26 protein-coding genes are annotated in these 21,213 nt (G+C 50.4%); 13 read left to right on the top strand and 13 right to left on the bottom strand.

Going from position 1 to position 21,213, the window contains the following annotated elements; all coding sequences use genetic code 11:
• Nucleotides 1-82 precede the first annotated feature (82 nt).
• Together ACJAZW_RS07770 and ACJAZW_RS07765 are read right to left on the bottom strand one after the other, a co-directional pair.
• Nucleotides 83-766: a hypothetical protein gene (locus ACJAZW_RS07770; RefSeq protein ID WP_415156753.1), complete on the bottom strand. Its 684-nt coding sequence runs from the start codon at nt 764-766 to the stop codon at nt 83-85.
• Nucleotides 767-777: 11 nt separating this feature from the next.
• Complete coding sequence (locus ACJAZW_RS07765) at nt 778-1,902, bottom strand: AI-2E family transporter (RefSeq protein WP_415156751.1); 1,125 nt, start codon at nt 1,900-1,902, stop codon at nt 778-780.
• On the opposite strand from ACJAZW_RS07765, the gene ACJAZW_RS07760 reads away from it, so the two are divergent.
• The 5 genes from ACJAZW_RS07760 to ACJAZW_RS07740 all read left to right on the top strand — a co-directional run bounded on the left by ACJAZW_RS07760 (nt 1,903) and on the right by ACJAZW_RS07740 (nt 5,454).
• Nucleotides 1,903-2,031 (top strand): hypothetical protein, encoded by a 129-nt coding sequence (locus tag ACJAZW_RS07760; protein WP_415156749.1) that lies wholly within the window; start codon nt 1,903-1,905, stop codon nt 2,029-2,031.
• Between the two features lie 20 nt (nt 2,032-2,051).
• Nucleotides 2,052-3,128, top strand: a complete 1,077-nt coding sequence (purM, locus tag ACJAZW_RS07755; RefSeq protein ID WP_415156747.1) for a phosphoribosylformylglycinamidine cyclo-ligase — start codon at nt 2,052-2,054, stop codon at nt 3,126-3,128.
• A complete protein-coding gene (gene purN / locus ACJAZW_RS07750) occupies nt 3,125-3,754 on the top strand; it encodes a phosphoribosylglycinamide formyltransferase (protein WP_415156745.1) in 630 nt (209 codons plus the stop codon). Before purM ends, purN begins: the two co-directional genes overlap by 4 nt.
• A gap of 9 nt (nt 3,755-3,763) precedes the next feature.
• Complete coding sequence (locus ACJAZW_RS07745; RefSeq protein ID WP_415156743.1) at nt 3,764-4,459, top strand: SDR family oxidoreductase; 696 nt, start codon at nt 3,764-3,766, stop codon at nt 4,457-4,459.
• Nucleotides 4,460-4,557: 98 nt separating this feature from the next.
• A complete protein-coding gene (locus ACJAZW_RS07740; protein ID WP_415156741.1) occupies nt 4,558-5,454 on the top strand; it encodes a DMT family transporter in 897 nt (298 codons plus the stop codon).
• Between the two features lie 57 nt (nt 5,455-5,511).
• Here the strand turns inward: ACJAZW_RS07740 and ACJAZW_RS07735 are convergent, their stop codons facing one another.
• Nucleotides 5,512-6,219 carry a helix-turn-helix transcriptional regulator gene (locus ACJAZW_RS07735; protein ID WP_415156739.1) on the bottom strand — a complete coding sequence of 236 codons (708 nt, stop codon included), beginning with the start codon at nt 6,217-6,219 and terminating at the stop codon, nt 5,512-5,514.
• Between the two features lie 82 nt (nt 6,220-6,301).
• On the opposite strand from ACJAZW_RS07735, the gene ACJAZW_RS07730 reads away from it, so the two are divergent.
• Complete coding sequence (locus ACJAZW_RS07730; RefSeq protein ID WP_415156737.1) at nt 6,302-7,030, top strand: glutathione S-transferase family protein; 729 nt, start codon at nt 6,302-6,304, stop codon at nt 7,028-7,030.
• Nucleotides 7,031-7,064: 34 nt separating this feature from the next.
• Here the strand turns inward: ACJAZW_RS07730 and ACJAZW_RS07725 are convergent, their stop codons facing one another.
• Genes ACJAZW_RS07725 through gatC form a run of 9 tightly spaced genes read right to left on the bottom strand, consistent with a single transcriptional unit; the run spans nt 7,065 to nt 13,193 of the window.
• A complete protein-coding gene (locus ACJAZW_RS07725; protein ID WP_415156735.1) occupies nt 7,065-7,568 on the bottom strand; it encodes a GNAT family N-acetyltransferase in 504 nt (167 codons plus the stop codon).
• Nucleotides 7,568-8,059: a GNAT family N-acetyltransferase gene (locus ACJAZW_RS07720; RefSeq protein ID WP_415156733.1), complete on the bottom strand. Its 492-nt coding sequence runs from the start codon at nt 8,057-8,059 to the stop codon at nt 7,568-7,570. Before ACJAZW_RS07720 ends, ACJAZW_RS07725 begins: the two co-directional genes overlap by 1 nt.
• A complete protein-coding gene (locus tag ACJAZW_RS07715) occupies nt 8,056-8,568 on the bottom strand; it encodes a GNAT family N-acetyltransferase (protein WP_415156731.1) in 513 nt (170 codons plus the stop codon). Before ACJAZW_RS07715 ends, ACJAZW_RS07720 begins: the two co-directional genes overlap by 4 nt.
• Before the next feature lie 12 nt (nt 8,569-8,580).
• Nucleotides 8,581-9,078 carry a GNAT family N-acetyltransferase gene (locus ACJAZW_RS07710; protein WP_415156729.1) on the bottom strand — a complete coding sequence of 166 codons (498 nt, stop codon included), beginning with the start codon at nt 9,076-9,078 and terminating at the stop codon, nt 8,581-8,583.
• Between the two features lie 4 nt (nt 9,079-9,082).
• Nucleotides 9,083-10,567, bottom strand: coding sequence for an Asp-tRNA(Asn)/Glu-tRNA(Gln) amidotransferase subunit GatB (gene gatB / locus ACJAZW_RS07705; RefSeq protein ID WP_415156727.1), 1,485 nt, complete (start codon nt 10,565-10,567; stop codon nt 9,083-9,085).
• A 24-nt stretch (nt 10,568-10,591) separates the two neighbouring features.
• Nucleotides 10,592-10,909, bottom strand: coding sequence for a chorismate mutase (locus ACJAZW_RS07700; RefSeq protein ID WP_415156725.1), 318 nt, complete (start codon nt 10,907-10,909; stop codon nt 10,592-10,594).
• A 15-nt stretch (nt 10,910-10,924) separates the two neighbouring features.
• Nucleotides 10,925-12,409: an Asp-tRNA(Asn)/Glu-tRNA(Gln) amidotransferase subunit GatA gene (gene gatA / locus ACJAZW_RS07695; protein ID WP_415156723.1), complete on the bottom strand. Its 1,485-nt coding sequence runs from the start codon at nt 12,407-12,409 to the stop codon at nt 10,925-10,927.
• Nucleotides 12,406-12,900 carry a GNAT family N-acetyltransferase gene (locus tag ACJAZW_RS07690; RefSeq protein WP_415156721.1) on the bottom strand — a complete coding sequence of 165 codons (495 nt, stop codon included), beginning with the start codon at nt 12,898-12,900 and terminating at the stop codon, nt 12,406-12,408. The genes gatA and ACJAZW_RS07690 overlap by 4 nt, the downstream gene beginning before the upstream one ends.
• Before the next feature lie 5 nt (nt 12,901-12,905).
• On the bottom strand, nt 12,906-13,193 hold the full coding sequence (gene gatC / locus ACJAZW_RS07685) for an Asp-tRNA(Asn)/Glu-tRNA(Gln) amidotransferase subunit GatC (RefSeq protein WP_415156719.1): 288 nt from the start codon (nt 13,191-13,193) through the stop codon (nt 12,906-12,908).
• A 229-nt stretch (nt 13,194-13,422) separates the two neighbouring features.
• On the opposite strand from gatC, the gene ACJAZW_RS07680 reads away from it, so the two are divergent.
• A complete protein-coding gene (locus ACJAZW_RS07680; RefSeq protein ID WP_415156717.1) occupies nt 13,423-13,788 on the top strand; it encodes a DUF1304 domain-containing protein in 366 nt (121 codons plus the stop codon).
• 10 nt (nt 13,789-13,798) lie between these two features.
• On the opposite strand, the gene ACJAZW_RS07675 is transcribed toward ACJAZW_RS07680, so the two are convergent.
• The gene (locus ACJAZW_RS07675; RefSeq protein ID WP_415156715.1) at nt 13,799-14,323 is read right to left on the bottom strand and encodes a hypothetical protein; all 525 of its coding nucleotides are present in this window, start codon (nt 14,321-14,323) and stop codon (nt 13,799-13,801) included.
• Between the two features lie 79 nt (nt 14,324-14,402).
• Between ACJAZW_RS07675 and ruvX the strand changes: the two genes are divergently transcribed.
• The 6 genes from ruvX to topA all read left to right on the top strand — a co-directional run.
• The gene (gene ruvX / locus ACJAZW_RS07670) at nt 14,403-14,858 is read left to right on the top strand and encodes a Holliday junction resolvase RuvX (RefSeq protein ID WP_415156713.1); all 456 of its coding nucleotides are present in this window, start codon (nt 14,403-14,405) and stop codon (nt 14,856-14,858) included.
• 94 nt (nt 14,859-14,952) lie between these two features.
• Entirely contained in the window at nt 14,953-15,909 is a 957-nt protein-coding gene (locus tag ACJAZW_RS07665; RefSeq protein WP_415156711.1) for an aspartate carbamoyltransferase catalytic subunit, read from the top strand.
• The gene (gene pyrC / locus ACJAZW_RS07660) at nt 15,906-17,198 is read left to right on the top strand and encodes a dihydroorotase (RefSeq protein ID WP_415156709.1); all 1,293 of its coding nucleotides are present in this window, start codon (nt 15,906-15,908) and stop codon (nt 17,196-17,198) included. Before ACJAZW_RS07665 ends, pyrC begins: the two co-directional genes overlap by 4 nt.
• Nucleotides 17,199-17,807 (top strand): glycerol-3-phosphate 1-O-acyltransferase PlsY, encoded by a 609-nt coding sequence (plsY, locus tag ACJAZW_RS07655; protein ID WP_415156707.1) that lies wholly within the window; start codon nt 17,199-17,201, stop codon nt 17,805-17,807.
• Nucleotides 17,807-18,952, top strand: a complete 1,146-nt coding sequence (dprA, locus tag ACJAZW_RS07650; protein ID WP_415156705.1) for a DNA-processing protein DprA — start codon at nt 17,807-17,809, stop codon at nt 18,950-18,952. Before plsY ends, dprA begins: the two co-directional genes overlap by 1 nt.
• A 135-nt stretch (nt 18,953-19,087) precedes the next feature.
• Nucleotides 19,088-21,213 (top strand): type I DNA topoisomerase (gene topA / locus ACJAZW_RS07645; RefSeq protein WP_415156703.1); only part of this gene is annotated, 2,126 nt, incomplete at its 3' end.

Below are 21,213 nucleotides of genomic sequence, written 5' to 3'. Positions count from 1 at the left end.
CGCAAATGATGCGCACAATAACTACTGAATTCAACATTTTAGAACAGATTTATGGCGATTGCGTTACAAGGCGCACGAAAGATCAATCCTTCGCCAATTCTGCTAATGCTTCAGCCGCCACGCGTTTTGTAATTGCTTTTCCGCGCGACAACGCCAACTCATCCATCTTCTCAACCAACGCCACAACCTGTGCAGGAGATCGCTCCATGCGGGGCAAGATGTAGCTTATCAACGATGGTTCAACCTGCACTTGACGATCATCAAATAACTTCACAAAAAGCTGCATCAAATGCGCATCGTCAAGCGCCGCAATTTCCACTGAATGTGCCAGTCGCAATCGCGACCGCACATCATTTGTTTGCAGCACCCACTCATTGGGGTGAAGCGAGGCTGTGAGCACCACCCGATGCTCTGAACGCATGGCCTGGTTCAATAGATTGAACAAACCCGTTTCGCCCATCCATAGCGTGTCGGCATGTTCCACCAACAAATCGCACTCTAAAATCTCAGGCAAATCATCGCCCGCACTAAGCCGCGTTGCGTTGATATGGTTCGCCCAAATGCCCGCGAGATGGGTTTTGCCAGATTTTGGCGGCCCGAACAAAACGCTAACCTGTGCCGGCCATTCATTTGACACCAAAAAATGGTCATATGCGTTCTTGTTGCCTGCTCCAACGACAAAGTCAGCTTCGCCCATTGCGGTCTCAACTGGCAAATCGAGCACCAATTGATGGGCCTTTTTGATCTCATTATTGTCGTTTGTCATGCGTTAGCTTGTTACGCTTTCTTTTTGTCTTCCGCATTCTTTGCAGCAACAATTGCACCAGTTTTGTTTGCCGGCTCATAAAGCGGGCTTTCAAGATATTTTTGCACCGCATAACGCCCAAGAACACCTGCAATTGCAGCCATTGGCACCGCCAACAACACGCCCACCGCGCCAAACAGTAGCGCAAAAGCGAACAATGCGAACATCAACCAAACCGCGTGCACACCAATCGAACGGCCCACCAATTTTGGGTATAAAATATTGCCTTCGATGAATTGACCCACGATGAAAATGCCAAACACAACGCCGACCATAAACCAATCTGGCCAGAACTGAACGATGGCCACACCGATTGAGAGCACGAAACCAACCAAAAACCCAACATATGGAATAAAGCTGAAAAGGCCGGCTGCCAGTCCAATTGCAAGGCCAAAATTGAGATCAGCCAGCGTCAGCGCAGTGGCATAGAACGCGGCCAAAATCATCACGACAGAACTTTGACCCCGCACAAACCCGGCCATCGCCTTGTCGATTTCGCCAAACACATGTTGCACCTCATCACGATGCGCGCGCGGCAGCAATTCGTCGATACGTTTGACCATTTGGTCCCAATCAAGCAGCAGATAGAACGCCACGACTGGCGTCACAATCAACAGGCCAAGCGCGTTGAGCAAGGTCAAACCACTTTGCGCGACCCGAGTTGTCACATCAACCAAAAAGCCAATGCCCTGATTAAGTAGCTGGTTAAGCCAATTTTGGAACTCGGCGGCGCGCTCTTCGCCCAACCGTTCGATGATTGTTGGCGCATATTTGTTGCCATAATCAGTGGCATAGGCTTGCAATTGTGAAATATATCCCGGCAAACGCTCAATTAAACCAACCAACTGTTGAATGAGCGGCGGCACGATGAACAAAAACAAGCCAATGAATAAGGCCACTGCGACCACAAGAATGGTCAAAGTCGCCCAAAATCGTGAAAATTTGATCTTTTCAAGTAGATCAGCAACCGGGTCCAAAAGATAAGCCAAAATCATGCCCGCGATGAACGGCAACAGGATGCCGCGAAACACATACATGAACAAAATGAAGACGACGAGCAGAGCAACCCACGAGATAATCTGTTTTTGCAGTGTCATATGGGTTCCTACCTCTTGCGTGAATACGCTCAAACCTTTATCAGCGCTGATATCGTTTTGAATGCGGTTATTCAACCAGATATGGCTAAACGCATCAACATTTTCGCCGCACAGCGCGAACATGCCTAAAATAGGGATTGGGGCACAAAATGCCAGACAAAGCATCAAAAAAAACCAATGGACTGTCATATCGCGACGCGGGCGTGGATATTGACGCGGGCAATCAGCTCGTTGAACGTATCAAACCAGCCGTAAAATCGACAAAGCGCCCAGGCTCTGACACGGAGATTGGCGGTTTTGGCGGTCTGTTCGATCTAAAGGCCGCTGGCTTTACCGATCCAATTCTCGTGGCTGCCAATGACGGCGTGGGAACCAAACTCAAAATTGCAATTGAAAGCGGTGTTCATGACACGGTGGGCATCGATCTGGTGGCCATGTGCGTGAACGATTTAATCGTGCAAGGCGCAGAACCGCTATTTTTCCTCGACTATTATGCTACCGGCAAACTCGACAACAATGTTGCCGTGGCCGTGATCGAAGGCATTGCAGCTGGCTGTCGTGATGCGAATTGTGCGCTGATTGGTGGTGAAACCGCCGAAATGCCCGGCATGTACAAAAAAGGCGATTATGATCTCGCCGGTTTTTGCGTCGGCGCAGCCGAACGTGGCCAAATGCTCCCAACCAACGATCTTGGTGTTGGCGACACAATCATCGGTTTACGTTCTTCAGGTGTGCATTCGAACGGCTATTCGCTCGTGCGCAAGATCGTGGAACTGTCAGGCCTCGCGTGGGACACACCTGCTCCATTTGAAGATGGTGTAACTTTGGGCCAAGCATTGCTGCGCCCGACCCGCATTTATGTACGTCAAATCTTGGCGGCGTTAAAAAACGGCGCAAAGATCAAAGCCCTTGCCCACATCACCGGCGGCGGCTTTACCGAAAATATCCCGCGCGTGTTGCCCGATACTCTTGCCGCATCCATCAACCGCTCGAACATTTCAGCGCCCCCGGTTTTCCGTTGGCTGGCAGATCATGGCGCCGTAAAAACCGACGAAATGATGCGTACGTTCAACTGTGGCGTTGGCATGGTGATTGTCGTCGGCGCGGAACATAAAGACGCGCTAATTGCAGAACTCAAATTAGCTGGCGAAGATCCGCTGGTTCTGGGTGAACTCATCGAGCGCAACGGCGATGCGGTAGTTTATTCAGGTGAGCTAATTCTATGAGCGCAAAAACCAAGGTCGCCATTCTGATTTCAGGTCGTGGCTCGAACATGCGCACATTGATTCAAGCTGCCAAGCAAACGGACTATCCTGCTGAAATTATAGGCGTATTTTCCAATCGGGCCGATGCTGCCGGGCTGGAATTTGCCAAAGCAGAAGGTATTGCGACCGCCGTCATTTCGCAAAAAGATTTCGACAGCCGTGAATCATTTTGTGAAGCGCTTGATGCACAACTTGAAGATTGGGGAACTGAACTGATTTGCCTTGCGGGTTACATGCGCATCCATTCAGATGCGTTCGCTCAAAAGTGGATTGGCAAAATGCTCAATATCCACCCTTCGCTTCTTCCATCATTCCCGGGACTTCACGTTCATCAACAAGCACTCGATGCAGGGGTCAAAATATCCGGTGCAACTGTGCATGAAGTGATACCTGAGCTCGACGCTGGTCCGCCTGTTTTGCAAGCGGCGGTGCCCGTACTCGACAGCGATACGGCGGAAACTCTAGCGGCGCGCATTCTTAAAGTTGAACATCAGATTTACCCACTAGCTTTAAAACAATATATTGAAAAGCGCGGCAACAACGACACCGCAGCAGCCGAGCAAGCCTCACTTATCTGGCCCCAATAGGAGCAATATATGACCAAAACAGTAGTAATTTCAGGCGCAAATCGTGGCATCGGTTTTGAAATGGTCAAATGTTATGTGGCCGCAGATGATTGGCACATCATTGCTGCATGCCGTACGCCTCAGTCAGCAGATGAACTGAACGCTTTGGCCAAAGCCAACTCAAATATTGAAATTGTCCAACTTGACGTTGCTGACGCGAAATCGGTGGCTGATTTCGCCAATACTGTCGGTGATCGAACCGTAGATTTGTTAATCAACAATGCGGGTGTTATTGGCGGCGACCATCAGTCATTGGGTGACATTGACTATGATGAGTGGATGCAAACGCTCGCAATTAACACACTCGGCCCTATTCGCGTCACTGAAGCGCTGATCGATAATGTGCGTCAAAGCGAGAACGGCAAAATTGTTGCGATTTCCAGCCAATTGGGCGCCATGCAATACCAAACCCAAGGTCGATTTGCCTACAACTCGTCTAAAGCCGGGTTAAACCGAAACATGACATTACTCGCTAGCCAATTACGCGCCGATAAAATTGCTATCGCCATGTATCACCCTGGTTGGGTGCAAACCGATATGGGCGGGCAAGAGGCGGACATCACGCCATCAGAAAGCGCGAAAGCCTTAGTGAAGTGTTTTGACGAGCTGACATTGGCTGGCTCTGGTAAATTCTTCAAATGGAACGGCGAGCCGCACGTTTGGTAGCAGTATCAAATTTGGTGATGCCTCCATCGTCATTTTCGGTTCGACAATATCATTGTCCTTGCATAAGTTGCGTGCTCTGACAACGGAGCGAAACAGCTGTGAAATTATCTGATTGGCTCATCATCATCGGACTTGGCGTAATTTGGGGCGGCTCGTTCCTGTTCAACGCCATCCTCATTCGCGAATTGGGACCGCTTTCTATTTCATTGGGGCGTGTGGGCGTCGCCGCGCTCGGTTGCTGGGCATACCTAATTGCCACCAAAGTTCAATTGCCGTCTGATTGGCGTATTTATGCTGGCCTTACATTGCTCGGTGTCATCAACTTCGCGATACCATTTGCTTTGTTTCCGTTGGCGCAAAACTACGTCAATGTTGGCGTGGCCGGTATTGTGAACGCAACAACTCCAGTGATGGTGGTGATTGTTTCGCATTTCTGGCCCGGTGGTGAAAAAGCCACGCCAGCAAAATCCATCGGTGTCGCTATCGCCTTTATTGGCGTCGCCATGATCGCTTTCCCGGCCCTGCAAAAAGGTGGACAGTCAGAACTCTGGGCCATTGGTTTAATGATGGTCGCCACCTTGATGTATGGTATTGCGCTGAACTACACACGTTCGTTCAAGCAACTAAACCCGACACTCATCGCAACAATAACGCTAACTGGTGCAGCCATTGTGTTGCTGCCGTTCTCTCTAGCGTTAGAGGGTGTGCCAAATATCCAAACTGCAGAATCATGGGGCGCATTGCTCTATATTGGGCTGGTGGCGTCGTCATTTACGTTTCTGGTCGTCTATCGAATTTTGGGCCGTGTTGGGGCAACCAACATGTCAACATCAACATTCATCGCGCCCATCTCCGCAATATTTCTGGGCTACATCGTCTTGAATGAGCAAATTCAGCCCGTCCACATGTTCGGCATGTTGACAATTTTTGTTGGCATTCTCGCGATCGACGGCAGGTTGTTTAAACTGATGCGCCTGCCAAAACCTGCCGCCTAAGCGAGCAAAAATTAGGCGTTTGCTGTTTGCATTGGCAACACCACGATTCAAGTGCGCTTACGAACTAAGACTTTCACGTTTGCGCACTTCAAGCTCCCACCACTCACGTTTCAGTGCATCCCGTGAACGCGGCAGCCTTTGATCAAGCACTTCCAGCTTTGAGATTCTGTCGGCCCGGAATGCCCGAAAATCTTGCCTTAGTTCACACCAACACAACATCAGCCGTTTAAAGTCGAAATAACCAATTGAGATTGGCCAAACCCGCCGATCACTTTCTTCGCCAGCTTCGTTGCGATAAGAAATGTTGAGAATTTTTTCCGATTTAAGGGCGGCGCGAAGCTGATCTGAGCCTACATGCCCTTCAAAACGTTCCTTTGTGCGCGCAGGCGCATATAGCGGAACGTCCAAAAACTCTGCCTTCAACTCCTCCGGCAAAACGGCGGCAATTTTGGCGATCACATCTTTTGCGGCCAATTGCTGGTCCACGTCACCATGCACTTGCACCCACCGCGCACCCAACATCAGCGTTTCTAACTCGGTAGAATTGAAAATCAGTGGCGGTAAATCGAGCCCGCCTTCCAGAATATAGCCGATCCCCGCCTCACCTCTGACTGGAACGTTTATCGATTCGAGCGCCACCATGTCACGATAGATCGTGCGTTTGGTGACCTCCAATTCCTGAGCAATTTTGTCAGCGGAAACGGGCTGGCCATTGGCCCGCCTGAGAATTTGAACAATTTGCAATAATCGATCTGCTCGGCGCATTTTGCTTCCTATGCTGACACAACGCTGTCAGCATGATGTCAGTATTGTCAGTTTCATTCAACCAACAAGGGAACTGCAAACAATGATCACTTTCTTCCAACCACCCACGCCACCTTCAAACGCAAACCTGAGCCCGTTTTGTGCGAAGCTCGATATGATCTTGCAACTGTCCGGATTGGATTATGAGAGCCAAACGGTGATGGACCCGCGCGAGGGACCAAAGCAAAAAATGCCTTTTATCGCAGATGGTAAAAACCGCATTGGCGACACGCAATTCATTGAGGCACACCTCAAGGCAAACCACGGCGTGGATTTGCTCGCGCATCTTTCCACACATGATCAGGCCCTTGGCCGCATGATCATGAGCACGGTGGAAGAGCAACTCTATTTCGTTCTTGTCTATTCGCGCTGGCAGGTCGAAGAAAACTGGCCAATCATGGAAAATATCTTCTTTGGCCACATGCCAGAAGAAGCCCGCAGTCAAATCGCCCCACAGGCCCTGGAAATGATGCGCAGCGCATTGCGTGGACAAGGGATTGGCCGACATGGTGTTGATGAAACATACGCCCTTGGAAAGCGCATCATCGACGATTTGAGTGTGCTGCTGGGTGACCGCGATTTCTTCCTAAGCGACAAACCAACCTCAATCGATGCAAGCGTTTATGGCTGTTTGATCAACTTAATCCAAAACCCTGTTCCGACACCACTAGCGGACCACGTCAAATCTCATAAAAACTTGGCGGCATTTGTTGACCGGGTATCAGCTCAGTTCTTTACTAATGCTGCTCGGGCTCTCCCGCAAGCGGCGTAGTTTGCGCGCTTTGGCGGTGATATAACAGCCACCGTCAAAGCGTTTTGCTGAACTGTAAATCAAACAATTCGGTTGGTACTGCATGAGCGGAGCGGTGCCGACCAATTTGAACATATCCGTTTCGCCGATAAAACCGCACCGCGTTGTTGCTCGAATGAAAAACCTCAAGTGTCGCCACCCGACAATCAAAGGCGGTTTCAGCAGCGTTTAGCAACGCTTGGCCAACGCCTATCCTTTGATAAGAAGGATCGACATATAGCCGGCCGATATAGTTGGTTTCAGGCGGTTGCCGAACAGTCAGAGCGTGCCCGATCAACTTTCCGGTCTGGAACACACCAAGACTGGCTTTTTGTGTGTTGTGCAGCTCGGCGGTGAGTTTTTCAATTGTGTGTAATTCTGAAGTCAACTGATCAATCAAGGATTGTCCCAGGGCAGTTATATAAGACAAATACCAAACTCGGTACAAAAGCCCCTTAAGCTCAGACACATGTTCTGGACGGATTTTCGTCACCGCAAAATGCTGATGGTCTGCGCTCATCAGGACACCAAACTCTTTTCCATTCTGTATTCAAAAAGCACGTCGTCTGTGTAAGCATCACGGGTTTTAGCAACAATTTCAAACCCCTGCCTCTTGTAAAATTCTAACGCACGTTGATTTGGTTCATAAACTTCCAAATACGCCTTTTGAGCATGCGGAAATGATCGCAAAGCACTATTAAGCAGCGCTTTGCCAATACCCTGCCCGTGATAACTATGATTGAGGTACAGCCGTGCCAAATGAACTGTGCGCGGATCAGCTTCATACATGAGCACATGGCCAACAATTTTTTTGTTATTCGCAGCTACCAAACTGCATGTGTGTTCAGACTGGGCTTCTGCTGTAAGCTTATCTAACGTGTGCCAACCCGCCGCCAATTTGCTTACCCGGTCCGAACCTAAAAACGAATCGTACGTGGTGTGCCAAATCGCCAGCAATTCAGACTTCAGCGCGACGGCGTCGTCCGGTGATGTCGGACGAATGCAGATCATTCACTTGCACCCAAGGTCTTGAGAACCTTGAGTTCAAACACATCTTCGTCTTTTGACTGAAACTTCGTGTTTCGTCCAACAATCCGATACCCCTTTGCCAGATAGAAACGCAGCGCCGTCTCATTTTTCTCATAGACATCAAGTTGAACCTGTTTGGTGTCGCTAAAATGGTTCTCCAAGGCTGCCAGCAGCGCTCCACCAATGCCATTGCCATGAAATTTATGCTCTAAATACAACCGAACGACATAAACTGTGCCGTTTGCGCGCAAATCTGCACGCGCATGCCCAACAACTTTGCCATTCACTTCAGCAACAAAACTACAAATCTGCGGATCGGAGAGTTCTGCAAGAAGCAGAACTGGCTGGTGCATTCTATGTGATTGTGCAAGCAGCTCTTTTTTTGTATGGATTTCACGATAGGTCGCCAACCAAACCTTACGCATCAATGGACCAATGTGCGGGCAATCTAGTTCGCTAGTTGGGCGAACGGTAAATCGCTTGGCCAACATCAAAAAATCTCCCTAAAGTGCCATCGTCATCTTTATGCATGAGGGCTCATCTGCCGGGGTCGGTTCCGGCCCTGCTTCATAAAACCCGAACGATTTGTAAAAAGCAATGGCAGCGTGATTATCTTCTAAAACGCCCAATTCAGCATGGGCTACGCCAGGAAAACACTCAAAAGCGGAGGTGAGCAATGTCCGCCCAATGCCACGACGGGCATAGCTTTGAAGAACATAAAGATAAACGACCAGCAAAGAGTTGTTTTTACGCGGCAGAGCATGAATATGGCCTACAATTTTACGATTGAACAATGCAACTAAATTGCACGCATTTTGATCGCTCAACCGCTCTTTGAATTTTTCAGGCGTCAACCAAACTGAGCAAATCTCATTCAACTTTTCGGTCGGAATAATCTCAACATAACTCTCACGCCACGATTCTATCATCATGGCGCTGAGCATAGGTGCATCCCAAAGAAGTGCGGTGCGGACCGAAAACGGTGTTTGATCCGCACCCATGAGCCTAAAGCTCCAACTTTGCCATCAATATTTCATTTACCGCCTGCGGGTTGGCTTTGCCTTGCGATGCTTTCATCACTTGACCAACAAACCAGCCCATAAGTTTAGGATTTTGCTTGGCTTTTTCGACTTGGTCTGGATTGGCCGCGATGATTTCATCGACGATCTTTTCAATCGCGCCCGTATCGGTCACCTGCTTCATACCACGAGATTCAACGATCTCAGCTGGGTTACCGCCCTCAGTCCAAACGATTTCAAATACGTCCTTGGCGATTTTGCCTGAAATCTCTCCATTGGAGATCAAAGCAACGATTCCGCCCAATTGCTCTGCTGAAACAGGGCTATCGGCCACATTCAAACCTTCTTTGTTCAAACGCCCAAATAGCTCATTGATCACCCAGTTGGCGGCCAGTTTGCCGTCGCGGCCTTCAGCTACATCTTCGTAATAGGCAGCGCTTTCGCGGTCTGCAACAAGAACACTGGCGTCATAGGCAGACAAACCAAATTCTTTGATGAAACGCGCGCGCTTTTCGTCGGGAAGCTCGGGCAAGTCTTTGGCAAGTGCCGCAATATATGCATCATCAAACTCAAGTGGCAACAAATCCGGATCTGGGAAATAGCGGTAATCATGCGCTTCTTCTTTTGATCGCATCGAACGCGTTTCGCCCAATTTAGGGTCAAACAAGCGCGTCTGCTGATCGATGGTGCCGCCATCTTCCAAAATGTCGATCTGGCGACGGGCTTCATATTCAATCGCTTGGCCAGCAAAACGCACAGAATTGACGTTCTTGATCTCACAACGTGTGCCGAATGCGCCACCCGGGCGACGCACAGAAACGTTGATGTCTGCCCGCATGGACCCTTGCTCCATGTTGCCGTCGCATGTCCCTAAATAGCGCAAAATTGTGCGCAATTTGTTGATGTAAGCTTTGGCTTCATCCGCGGAGCGTAGGTCGGGCTTTGACACGATTTCCATCAAGGCGACGCCAGAACGGTTGAGGTCCACAAAGCTCATATTTGGATGTTGATCGTGGATTGATTTGCCCGCATCTTGTTCTAAGTGCAAGCGCTCAACGCCAATCTCAACTTCGCCGTCTTCGCCCATATCAAGATAAACCATACCTTCGCCAACAATTGGGTCTTTGAACTGCGAAATTTGATAACCTTGTGGCAAATCAGGATAGAAATAGTTTTTGCGATCAAACAGCGAGCGCTTGTTGATTTGCGCCTTCAGGCCCAACCCCGTGCGCACAGCTTGGCGCACGCACTCTTCATTGATCACCGGCAGCATGCCCGGCATCGCCGCATCAACAAAACTCACATTATTGTTGGGCGGCTGACCAAATTCAGTTGAAGAACCAGAGAACAGTTTTGATTCAGAGGTCACTTGGGCATGAACTTCAAGGCCCAACACCATTTCCCAGTCGCCTGTGGCGCCTTTGATGAATTTTTTTGGGTCCGGCGTGCGTGTATCAACGAGTTCTGTCATGTCGTTTCTCTTATCTCTTGCCAGCTAGCTTTGGCTGCGGCGGGCGGCGATAACGCCTTTTTCAAAATTCACATTCCAATTGATGAGGGTGCGCCAAATCAATTCGGCTTGGTCCTCATCCAACTGTTTTTCCAGCGCGCGATCACGCACCTTTTCAATCACAGCTTCGATCCGCGCCTTGTCATATGCTTCATGCGGATCCGTCTTGATCGCAGCCATTCTGGCCACATAGCCATGACGCTCGGCAAACAAATTGATCAGGTCCTGATCCAAGCGGTCAATTTCAGCCCGCACGTCCTGTTTGGTTTCGCATTGTGCTGGCGTTTTGATCCGTTCCGTCATCATGCTGCCCTAACTTTACCACCATTTATTCGGTGTAAATTCCAACCCGTGCGATTTTTCAATCACCCGCGCTGCCGCAAATAGAGTTTCCTCATCAAACGGCTTGCCAATCAACTGAAGGCCCAAAGGAAGGCCCTGCCCGTCTTTGCCAGCGGGAACCGCGATACCCGGCAATCCTGCCATATTCACCGTTACCGTGAAAATGTCGTTCAAGTACATCTTGATCGGGTCAGCCTGCATGTCCTGATCTGCAACACCAAAAGCGGCCGACGGTGTAGCGGGCGTCAAAATTGCATCGACACCGGCATTAAAGACGTCTTCAAAGTCTTTCTTAATCAAGGTGCGCACTTTTTGCGCTTGCACATAATAGGCATCATAATAGCCAGCAGATAGCACGTAGGTGCCGATCATCACACGGCGTTGAACCTCAGGTCCAAACCCAGCCGCACGGGTAAGTTCATACATATCTGTGATATCTTTGCCCGGCACACGCAAACCATATTTAACGCCGTCATAGCGGGCCAAGTTTGATGAGGCTTCGGCTGGAGCGACAATGTAATAAGCTGGCAGCGCGTATTTTGTGTGCGGCAACGAAATGTCTTTAATGATCGCGCCTTCGGCTTTTAGCCACTCAAGACCTTGCTGCCAAAGCTTTTCGATTTCAGCAGGCATGCCGTCCATGCGATATTCTTTTGGCACCCCGATGGTGAGGCCTTTTACACCGCGCTCAACAGCTGCAGCGAAATCTGGCACAGCCATATCAACAGACGTTGAATCTTTGGCATCAAACCCGCAAATCGAGGTCGTCATGATCGCCGCATCTTCGACAGTGCGGGCAATCGGGCCAGCTTGGTCCAACGAAGAGGCAAAAGCCACCGTGCCCCAGCGCGATGCACGACCATATGTTGGCTTAATGCCAACAGTGCCGGTAAACGCCGCAGGTTGGCGAATTGAACCGCCCGTATCAGTTGCTGTTGCACCAGCGCACAGCCAACTTGCAACCGCGGTTGCAGAGCCACCAGATGATCCGCCTGGCACCAGATCAACGTTCGAGCCTGCAACGCGCCAAGGGTTGATCACCGGGCCATAATATGAAGTCTCGTTGGAGGAGCCCATCGCGAACTCATCCATATTGAGCTTGCCCAACATCACCGCACCATCGTCCCACAAATTCTGTGTGACTGTGCTTTCATATTCAGGCTTAAAACCATCAAGAATGTGACTTGCAGCTTGTGTGTGCACGCCTTTGGTGGCGAACAGGTCTTTAATACCCAGAGGCACCCCTTCAAGTGAACCGCCCTCGCCTTTTTGCAATTTTTGATCGCTTTGCGCAGCCATATCCAGCGCTTGATCAGCGGTTACGGCAATATATGCGTTCAACGCCGTAGCGTTCTCAATCGCATAAAGATAAGAGGCCGTGACTTCTTTTGACGTGAAGTCTTTCGCTTTGAGACCTTTGGCGGTATCCGCAAGGCTCAATCGTGTGAGATCTGTTGTCATTTCAATAGTTCCTCAAACCCGCCCATTACGAGTTCTTTCTCAAAAAAGGCAGAATAGTCGCTCTCAAGGTAATCAAGCACCGGGCCGCATTTGGCAAAACCAGCATTTTCGTAGAGCCGCCAGGCACCCGCATATCCATCGCCGGTACCAGTTTCCAACACTAACTTCTTGTGACCGCTTACCCGCGCTTTGTCCTGAATAGCATTCAAAAGCCGCACGCCAATCCGCTGTCCACGCACTTCGGGCAGTGTAAACATCCGTTTCACTTCACCAAGACCATCACCGTGATCCTTAAGTGCGCCAATGCCAACGGCCTTGCCCTCGTCATCTCGCGCCACAAAAACAGTGGTGGTATCATCCGCCATGTCTTCGACCTTCAGACAAAAATTGTATTCTGCAGGTGCCAACGGTTCAATATGGGCATTGAGCGCCGCGACTAGATTGCGTACGTCATCTTGCAAAGCTGTTTCAACAAAAACGGTAATGGCCATTGGCGCTACTCAATAACCTTTGGCACCATGAAGAAATTGTCTTCGGAAAGTGGTGCGTTGGAAACGATTTTTTCGGGGTGGCTACCGGCTGTGACTTTGTCCTCACGACGCCGCAGAGCCATAGGCGCAACGGACGTCATGGGCTCAACACCCGTTACGTCAACTTCAGACAGTTGCTCGACAAAATCAAGGATTGTGTTGAGCTCGTCTTTGAGCTTATCAACATCACCGTCTTGGATTTTGATGCGGGCAAGGTGCCCAATACGTTTTACTGTATCGGCATCGACCGACATAGCAGACTCCTCATAATTCAGGAAAGGTTATTGGCGCTTTTAGCAATGCCGATAGGGCCTGACAACCAAAAGCATCGGGTTTTTGACCAATTGGCAACGATTTTGTCCATTCGCGTGCCAAAACTGTTTGTGAGGGCATGTAGAGATTGCGTCCCGATGTCTTGGCGAGCTCTTGTGCTCCTCCAACATCGATGCTCAACTCCAATTTAAACGACGTTGGGGAACACAAATGTCAATTTACGCAATGATTCTGATCGGCTTAATCGCCCTGCTGCATGTTTATATTTTATGGCTTGAAATGTTCGCGTGGGAAACCAGGGGGCCGAAAGTCTTTAAATCTGTACCCAAAGATCTGTTCACACCCACAAAAGTACTGGCCGCAAACCAAGGGCTGTACAATGGATTCTTAGTAGCCGGCCTAGTGTGGTCCTTGCTCATTTCTGACCCAATCTGGGCAGAAAATGTCGCGCTATTTTTCTCCTCTTGTGTTTTGGTTGCGGGGTTTTATGGCGCCTATTCGGCCAAAGTTACAACTATTCTCTATTATCAAAGCATTCCAGCTGGCATAGCCATTCTACTGCTGCTTACAACTTAAGCGGTTCAGTTCAGAGCTCGAGAGCCAATCCATTTTCGAGCAATTGGATTGGTATTCCCGGGCACGCGATTGCGAGCATACTCATATTGACGGCTCCGAAATCCGATATAGCCAAAACCAACTGCCGCGCTTGAGCTAGGTTGTTTTCGTCGATCATTCTCAAACATTGCTCATACTCACCAACAATAAGCACAACCGCACCTTCAAACCACGCATCTAAATGGTCAGCGCTCCCCATGCCACAAAACCGAATAACCAGACGTTCATCAGGTAGTGCATCCATTACAATTGATTTATCGCCACAGAAATATTTTTCGGGTTCATCCATGGCATCAATCAGCCGCCCGCGCGACGCCGCAGGTTTTTGAGTAAGTAGCGACTCGAACGGTCCCGTTTGATCATCATCGATGAGCACTGCATCGCCAATAAGCTCTGCGTTAGCCACCTCACCAACAGCCTCATATGCGTAGAACACAAACGAATGTGAACTAAAATTGATGCGAACACATCGATTACCGAACCATGTAATGCGCATCGGCTATCCTATTTGCTTGAACTGAATTAGGTGAGACGCTAGGGAAGTTTGATCGGATTTGCCAGCAAAAGAGCACCCCTTGTCACAAGAAGATAAATTCCCGCTAGATGCACTTCCAACCAAAGGCCGCCTGATGGGTCTGGATTTGGGCACCAAAACAATCGGCGTTGCGATTTCAGACGGCTTGCAAATGACAGCAACACCCAACGAAACCATCAAACGCAAGAAATTTGGATTGGACGCCGACCGGATAATCCAACTGATTGCTGAAAATGCCTGCGTTGGCGTGGTTATTGGACTGCCCCTCAATATGAACGGGACCGAAGGACCACGCGCCCAGTCCACCCGCGCCTTTGTGCGCAATCTCGCACAAAAAATTGAGCTGCCCATCGCCTTTTGGGATGAACGCCTTTCGACAGCGGCGGTAACGCGCACAATGATTGAAGCAGACATTTCGCGCGCCAAACAAGCAAAAGTCGTTGATAAACTGGCGGCCAGCTTTATCCTGCAAGGGGCGCTAAACCGCCGCCGTTAAGATTGATTGGCCAATTCTCGGGGAAAATCGCAATTTCCCTTGAGCCAAACTGGGGCATAAGGTATGTCGGGGAAACCGACTTGGATCGAGGCATATGAGCACAACATCGCCACTCCAGAACGCATTCTCCCAAAAACACCTATTAGCTATCGCCGATCTTAATCCGGTTGAGATCACCGATCTGCTCGACCGCGCAGAAACAATGGTCCAAGTCTCGCGCCAACAGAGAAAAGCCAAACATACATTGGCCGGGCGGACGCAGATTAATCTGTTCTTTGAAAACTCAACACGTACACAAAGTTCGTTTGAGATTGCGGGCAAACGCCTCGGCGCTGACGTTCTCAACATGGCGGTAAGCACATCAAGTGTCGCAAAAGGCGAAACGCTGATCGACACGGCAACAACCCTGAACGCCATGCAGCCTGACGTCATTGTGGTGCGCCACTCAGCCTCGGGCGCAGTCAAGCTGTTGTCGCAAAAGGTTGGCTGTTCCGTCATCAATGCAGGTGACGGCACCCACGAGCACCCGACACAGGCACTACTCGACGCCCTGACCATTCGACGGCACAAGGGGCGATTGAACGGCCTGACCGTTGCGATTTGTGGCGACATCGCCAATTCGCGCGTTGCCCGCTCCAACTTGATGCTGTTGAACGCCATGAATGTGCGCACACGCGTGATCGCGCCAAAAACCATGCTGCCAGCTGGCATCGAACATATCGCTGCCGAAGTCTTCACCAATATGGAAGAAGGCCTCAAGGACGCAGATGTGGTGATGATGCTGCGCATCCAGCACGAACGCGCAGCAGGTCAACAAATTCCATCCGTTCGGGAGTTCTACCGCTTTTATGGCCTTGACGAGCGCAAATTGGCGTTCGCCAAACCCGATGCAATTGTCATGCACCCCGGCCCGATGAATAGAGGTGTTGAGATCGACCCAGCTATCGCCGATTGCGACCGTTCAGTCATCACTGAACAAGTTGAAATGGGTGTGGCCGTCAGAATGGCTGTGCTCGAAGCTTTGCTGGCAAATGATGAGGTGCAATCATGAGCAATGTACTGATCGTCAAAAACGCCCGCATCATCGACCCTGCCACAAATAAAGACATTCGCGGATCAATCCTGATCAAAAACGGCAAGTTCGTTGATATTGTTGAAGGTGACATGGCAGCGCCTGAAGGGGCAACAGTTCACGATGCCCAAGGTCGCATCATTGCGCCGGGTCTTGTCGACCTGCGTGTATTCACTGGCGAACCGGGTCGCGAGTATCGCGAAACGCTCAAGAGTGCATCCGATGCTGCGGCAGCAGGTGGTGTCACCAGCGCCCTCATAATGCCCGATACAAACCCTGTACTCGACGATGCAGCACTGATCGACTTTATCGCTCGGCGCGCTCGCGACAATGCGGACATAAACTTCTACCCCGCCGCCGCCATTTCAAAAGGGCTGAGCGGCGAGGATATTTCAGAATTTGGTCTGCTCAAAGAAGCTGGGGCAAAGGCGCTGACGGATGGACGCAAGTCGATCCAGAACGCAGCTTTGCTCAAAACAGCTTTCACATATGCAACAAATTTTGACATGCCGGTGATCCACCATGTCTCTGACGCGAGCCTAACAGGTTCTGGCGTTATGAACGCGGGGCTTTTGGCAACGGGTTTGGGCCTTAAGGGTATTCCGCATATTGCAGAAAGCATTCCCCTCGACCGTGACGTGCAATTGGCACAAGCAACGGGCGTGCGTTATCACGCAGCACAAATTTCATGTTCCAACTCTTCAGAAATCATCGCGCGCGCGAAAACCAAGACTGACCGAATCTCGGCAGGCATTTCAATCAACAATCTTTGCCTAAACGAGAACGATGTTGGCGATTACCGCACGTTCTTCAAACTTGCCCCCCCATTGCGCAGCGAAGATGAGCGCCAATGCATGGTCGCCGCATTGGCAGACGGCACAATTGATGTGATCCACTCCGCGCACGACCCACAGGATATGGAAGGTAAACGCCGACCATTCGCCGAGGCAGTTGACGGTGCCGTTGGGCTTGAAACGATGCTCAGCGCAGCTTTACGGCTTGTGCATGATGAGCAAGTGGACATCATCACACTATTGCGCGCCATGACGTCAAATCCGGCTGATTTGATCGGCATAGAGGCGGGCCGCATTCAAAAAGGCGCTCCAGCGGACTTCACTGAAATCGACTTGAATTACCCATGGGTTGTCGCCGAAGAACAACTCAAATCACGTTCGCGCAACACAGCATTTGAAGGCGCGCGCTTTAGTGGTAAGGTCACCGCGACCTTTGTAAGTGGTGTTAAAATCTATGAACTGGCAGACGCATAAATGACAATTACATTTCTAATCATTGCCGCTATCGGCGGTTACTTGCTTGGTTCAGTGCCTTTTGGCCTGGTTTTGGTGCGCATGGCTGGTCTTGGTGACATTCGTGAAATAGGCTCAAAAAGCATTGGCGCGACCAACGTCTTGCGCACTGGTCGCAAGGACTTAGCGTTAGCGACATTATTGCTCGACGCTGGCAAGGGCGGCATTGCTGTTCTGCTTGCGCGTTATTACTTGGGCGAAACAGCGGCGCTCATTGCAGGTGTTGCAGCATTCGCGGGACATTGCTGGCCAATTTGGCTGCGCTTCAAAGGTGGCAAAGGTTTCGCGACCTATCTTGGCACCCTGTTCGCTTTCAATATAATTGTCGCTCTCTTAGTTTGTTTAACTTGGGCGATTGTCGCATTTGCCCGCAAATTTTCATCGCTCGCAGCGCTTTCAGCTGGCGCGGCTGCGCCGGTGTTTGCTTGGATCTGGTCGGGCCCATATTTGAGCGCTGCATGCGCCGTTATTTCCATATTTTTATACTATCGACACAAAGAGAATATTTTACGCCTTATGAATGGAACTGAACCAAAAATAGGTAGTGAAAAGTCTCAATCGGCTAGCTGATGCAGCTATTCGACGAGCCTACACCGCCTAAAACAAAACTTACCGACAATCAAAAGCTGGCTTGGCTAAGGCTGATCCGCTCCGAAAATGTTGGCCCGGCCACATTTAAGCGCCTGATCAACCGATACGGCACAGTTGATGCCGCGCTGCATGCATTGCCAGAATTGGCCGCACGTGGCGGCGCAGCAAAACCGATTAAAATCTACCCCGCTGACGACGCAGTCAGCGAGCTGGAAAAGTTGCGCAACATCGGCGGCAAACTGGTCGCGCTTGGCGAACCAGATTACCCACCTTTGCTGGCCCACTCCGCAGGTGCGCCCCCACTATTGTCGGTGTTGGGCGAAGCAGAACGCGATTTACAAAAATGCCTCGCCATTGTTGGCGCGCGAAACGCATCTGCCGCTGGTATGGCGCTTACCCGACAACTTGCGACCGAGCTGGGCCAAAATGGCTATACAATTGTATCAGGTCTTGCGCGGGGTATCGACAGCTCCGCACACACAGCAAGTGTCAAAACCGGCACTGTTGCCGTATTTGCTGGTGGCGTTGATCACATATATCCCGAACAAAACCGCGACCTGGCCCAATCAATCGTCGACAATGGCGGTATATTGCTCAGCGAAATGCCATTTGGCTATAAGCCTATTGCGCGTGACTTCCCGCGTCGCAACCGCATTGTTGCCGGCATGTCGCTTGGGGTTTTAGTTGTCGAGGCAGCCATCCGGTCCGGCTCGCTCATCACGGCGCGTTTGGCAAACGAGCAAAACCGCGATGTGATGGCTATACCCGGCTTTCCGCTTGATCCTCGGGCGGCGGGTGGCAACAAATTGATCCGCGACGGGGCGACATTGGTACGCAACGTTGAGGATATTTTGGAGCAGCTCAACACATTTGACCTCAGCCAAACCACCCTTTTTAGTGAAGACGAAGGCGAGCTGAACGTCGACTGGGATATGGAGGATGCCCCCAACGCTGCCAATGACGTATTGATAGCCCTCAGCCACACACCGATCGCTATTGATGAAGTGATCAGGGCCACCAACTTGCCCGCCCAAGCAGTGCAAATGGTGTTGCTTGATCTTGAAATTGCGGGGCGGATTGAACGCTCTTCCGGGCAGTTGGTGAATTTGAAATTGAGCGAATGAAATAAAACATTCACTTGAATTCGCGCTGTTTCTCCACTAGGTGACCACATTGGCACAACGTTGAATGATTGACATTCAGCGCCGAACAAGACCATGTTGCCGCCGCCCACCAAACTCGAGTTAAGGAAATACGCGATGAAAGTTGTTATTGTCGAAAGCCCCGCTAAAGCTAAGACAATCAATAAATATCTCGGAAAAGATTTCGAGGTTCTCGCATCCTTTGGCCATGTGCGCGACTTGCCCTCCAAAGACGGCTCTGTTGACCCTGAGCGTGACTTTGAGATGAAGTGGGAAGTCGACGCGGCGTCCAAAAAACGCCTCACCGACATCACCCGCGCGGTAAAAGCGGCTGACGAACTCATTCTCGCAACCGATCCGGATCGTGAAGGCGAAGCGATTTCTTGGCACGTTCTTGAAGTGCTCAAAGAAAAGAAAGCGCTAAAGGACAAACCCGTCAAACGTGTGGTGTTTAACGCGATTACCAAATCAGCTGTACTTGAAGCGATGGCAAACCCTCGTGACCTTGATGTGCCCTTGGTCGACGCCTATTTGGCGCGCCGGGCGCTTGATTACCTTGTAGGCTTCACGCTTTCCCCTGTATTATGGCGCAAATTACCGGGTTCACGTTCCGCTGGCCGCGTGCAATCTGTTGCGCTGCGTTTGGTTTGCGAACGCGAAACTGAAATTGAAAAGTTTAAACCGCAAGAATATTGGAGCGTTACCTCAAACTTTGAAAAAGACGGTACAAAGTTTGATGCGCGTCTTTATTCATTAGACGGCACCAAGGTCGACAAACTCGACGTTAAAACTGGCGAAGACGCCGAGGCAATTCGCGCCGCGATTAAAGCGGGCAATATTGTTGTCAACAAAGTTGAGAAGAAGCCGACAAAACGCAATCCATATGCGCCATTTACAACGTCAACCATTCAACAAGATGCGTCGAGCCGCCTAGGTTTCTCGCCTTCTCGGACCATGCAAATCGCACAGCGTCTGTATGAAGATGGTTCAATCACTTATATGCGTACCGATGGTGTGCAAATTGCGCCGGAAGCCATTGACGCAACACGCCGCCAAATCGCGCGTGATTTTGGTGACGATTACTTGCCGGAAAAAGCACGTATCTATCAAACCAAAGCCAAGAACGCGCAAGAGGCTCACGAAGCCATTCGCCCAACAGATTTGTCAAAAACACCAAAACTACTCAAAAACGCTGACCCCGATCAGCAAAAACTATATGAGCTGATCTGGAAGCGCACCATGGCCAGCCAAATGCGCGCCGCAGAAATTGCCCGGACAACCGCTGATCTTCGGGTTGAAGGCGCGCGTCAAATCGACTTGCGTGCTGTTGGTTCGGTCATTACGTTCCCCGGTTTTATGTCTCTTTATGGCGCAAGCACGCTCGACAAAGACGACGAGAACTCAAAAGAATTGCCGTCGTTAGATGAAGGCGACAAACCAAAACTTCTCGAGGCGCTCGCAGAGCAGCACCACACTCAGCCACCTGCCCGCTTTACAGAGGCAAGCTTGATCAAAAAGATGGAAGAGCTCGGCATTGGTCGCCCTTCCACTTATGCAGCGACGCTGGGCGTTTTGCGCGACCGCGATTATATCCGCCTTGAAAAACGCGTACTGATCCCAGAAGATCGCGGCCGGTTGGTCACAGCGTTTCTTGAAAGCTTCTTTGAGCGCTATGTCGAATATGGTTTCACCGCTGGCCTTGAAGAACAACTTGACGGCATTTCCGCAGGCGAAATCAATTATAAAGACGTGCTGACCAATTTCTGGCGCGACTTCTCCGCCCAAGTGCTTGAAATTAAAGACCTTCGAGTGACCGAAGTGCTCAATGCGCTAAACGCATTGCTTGGGTCACACATTTTCCCGGCAAAAGAAGATGGAAGTGATCCACGCAAATGCCCAGATTGTGACACGGGCATGTTGTCACTAAAACTTGGCCGATATGGCGCGTTCATTGGGTGTGAAAACTATCCAGAGTGCAACCACACACGCCAATTGGCAGAAAGCGCGACCGGACAAGCTGCAGAAACGGCTGGCATAGGCGTTATTGGCGAACATCCAGAATTTGGCGTAGACATCGAAATGAAATCGGGCCGGTTTGGCCCTTACCTTGAAATGGTGATTGAGGGCGAAAAGAAACGCGCTAGCTTGCCAAAAGGCTGGACACCAGAATCGATTGATCTTGAGAAAGCGGTCAGACTGATATCATTGCCACGCGACGTGGGTGCACACCCAGAGGACGGTGA

Origin of the sequence: Maritalea sp. (assembly GCF_047634455.1) — a bacterium.
Lineage (GTDB): Bacteria > Pseudomonadota > Alphaproteobacteria > Rhizobiales > Devosiaceae > Maritalea.
Note: the sequence above shows the minus strand (reverse complement) of the source record. Positions and strands in the feature narration are given on the sequence as shown.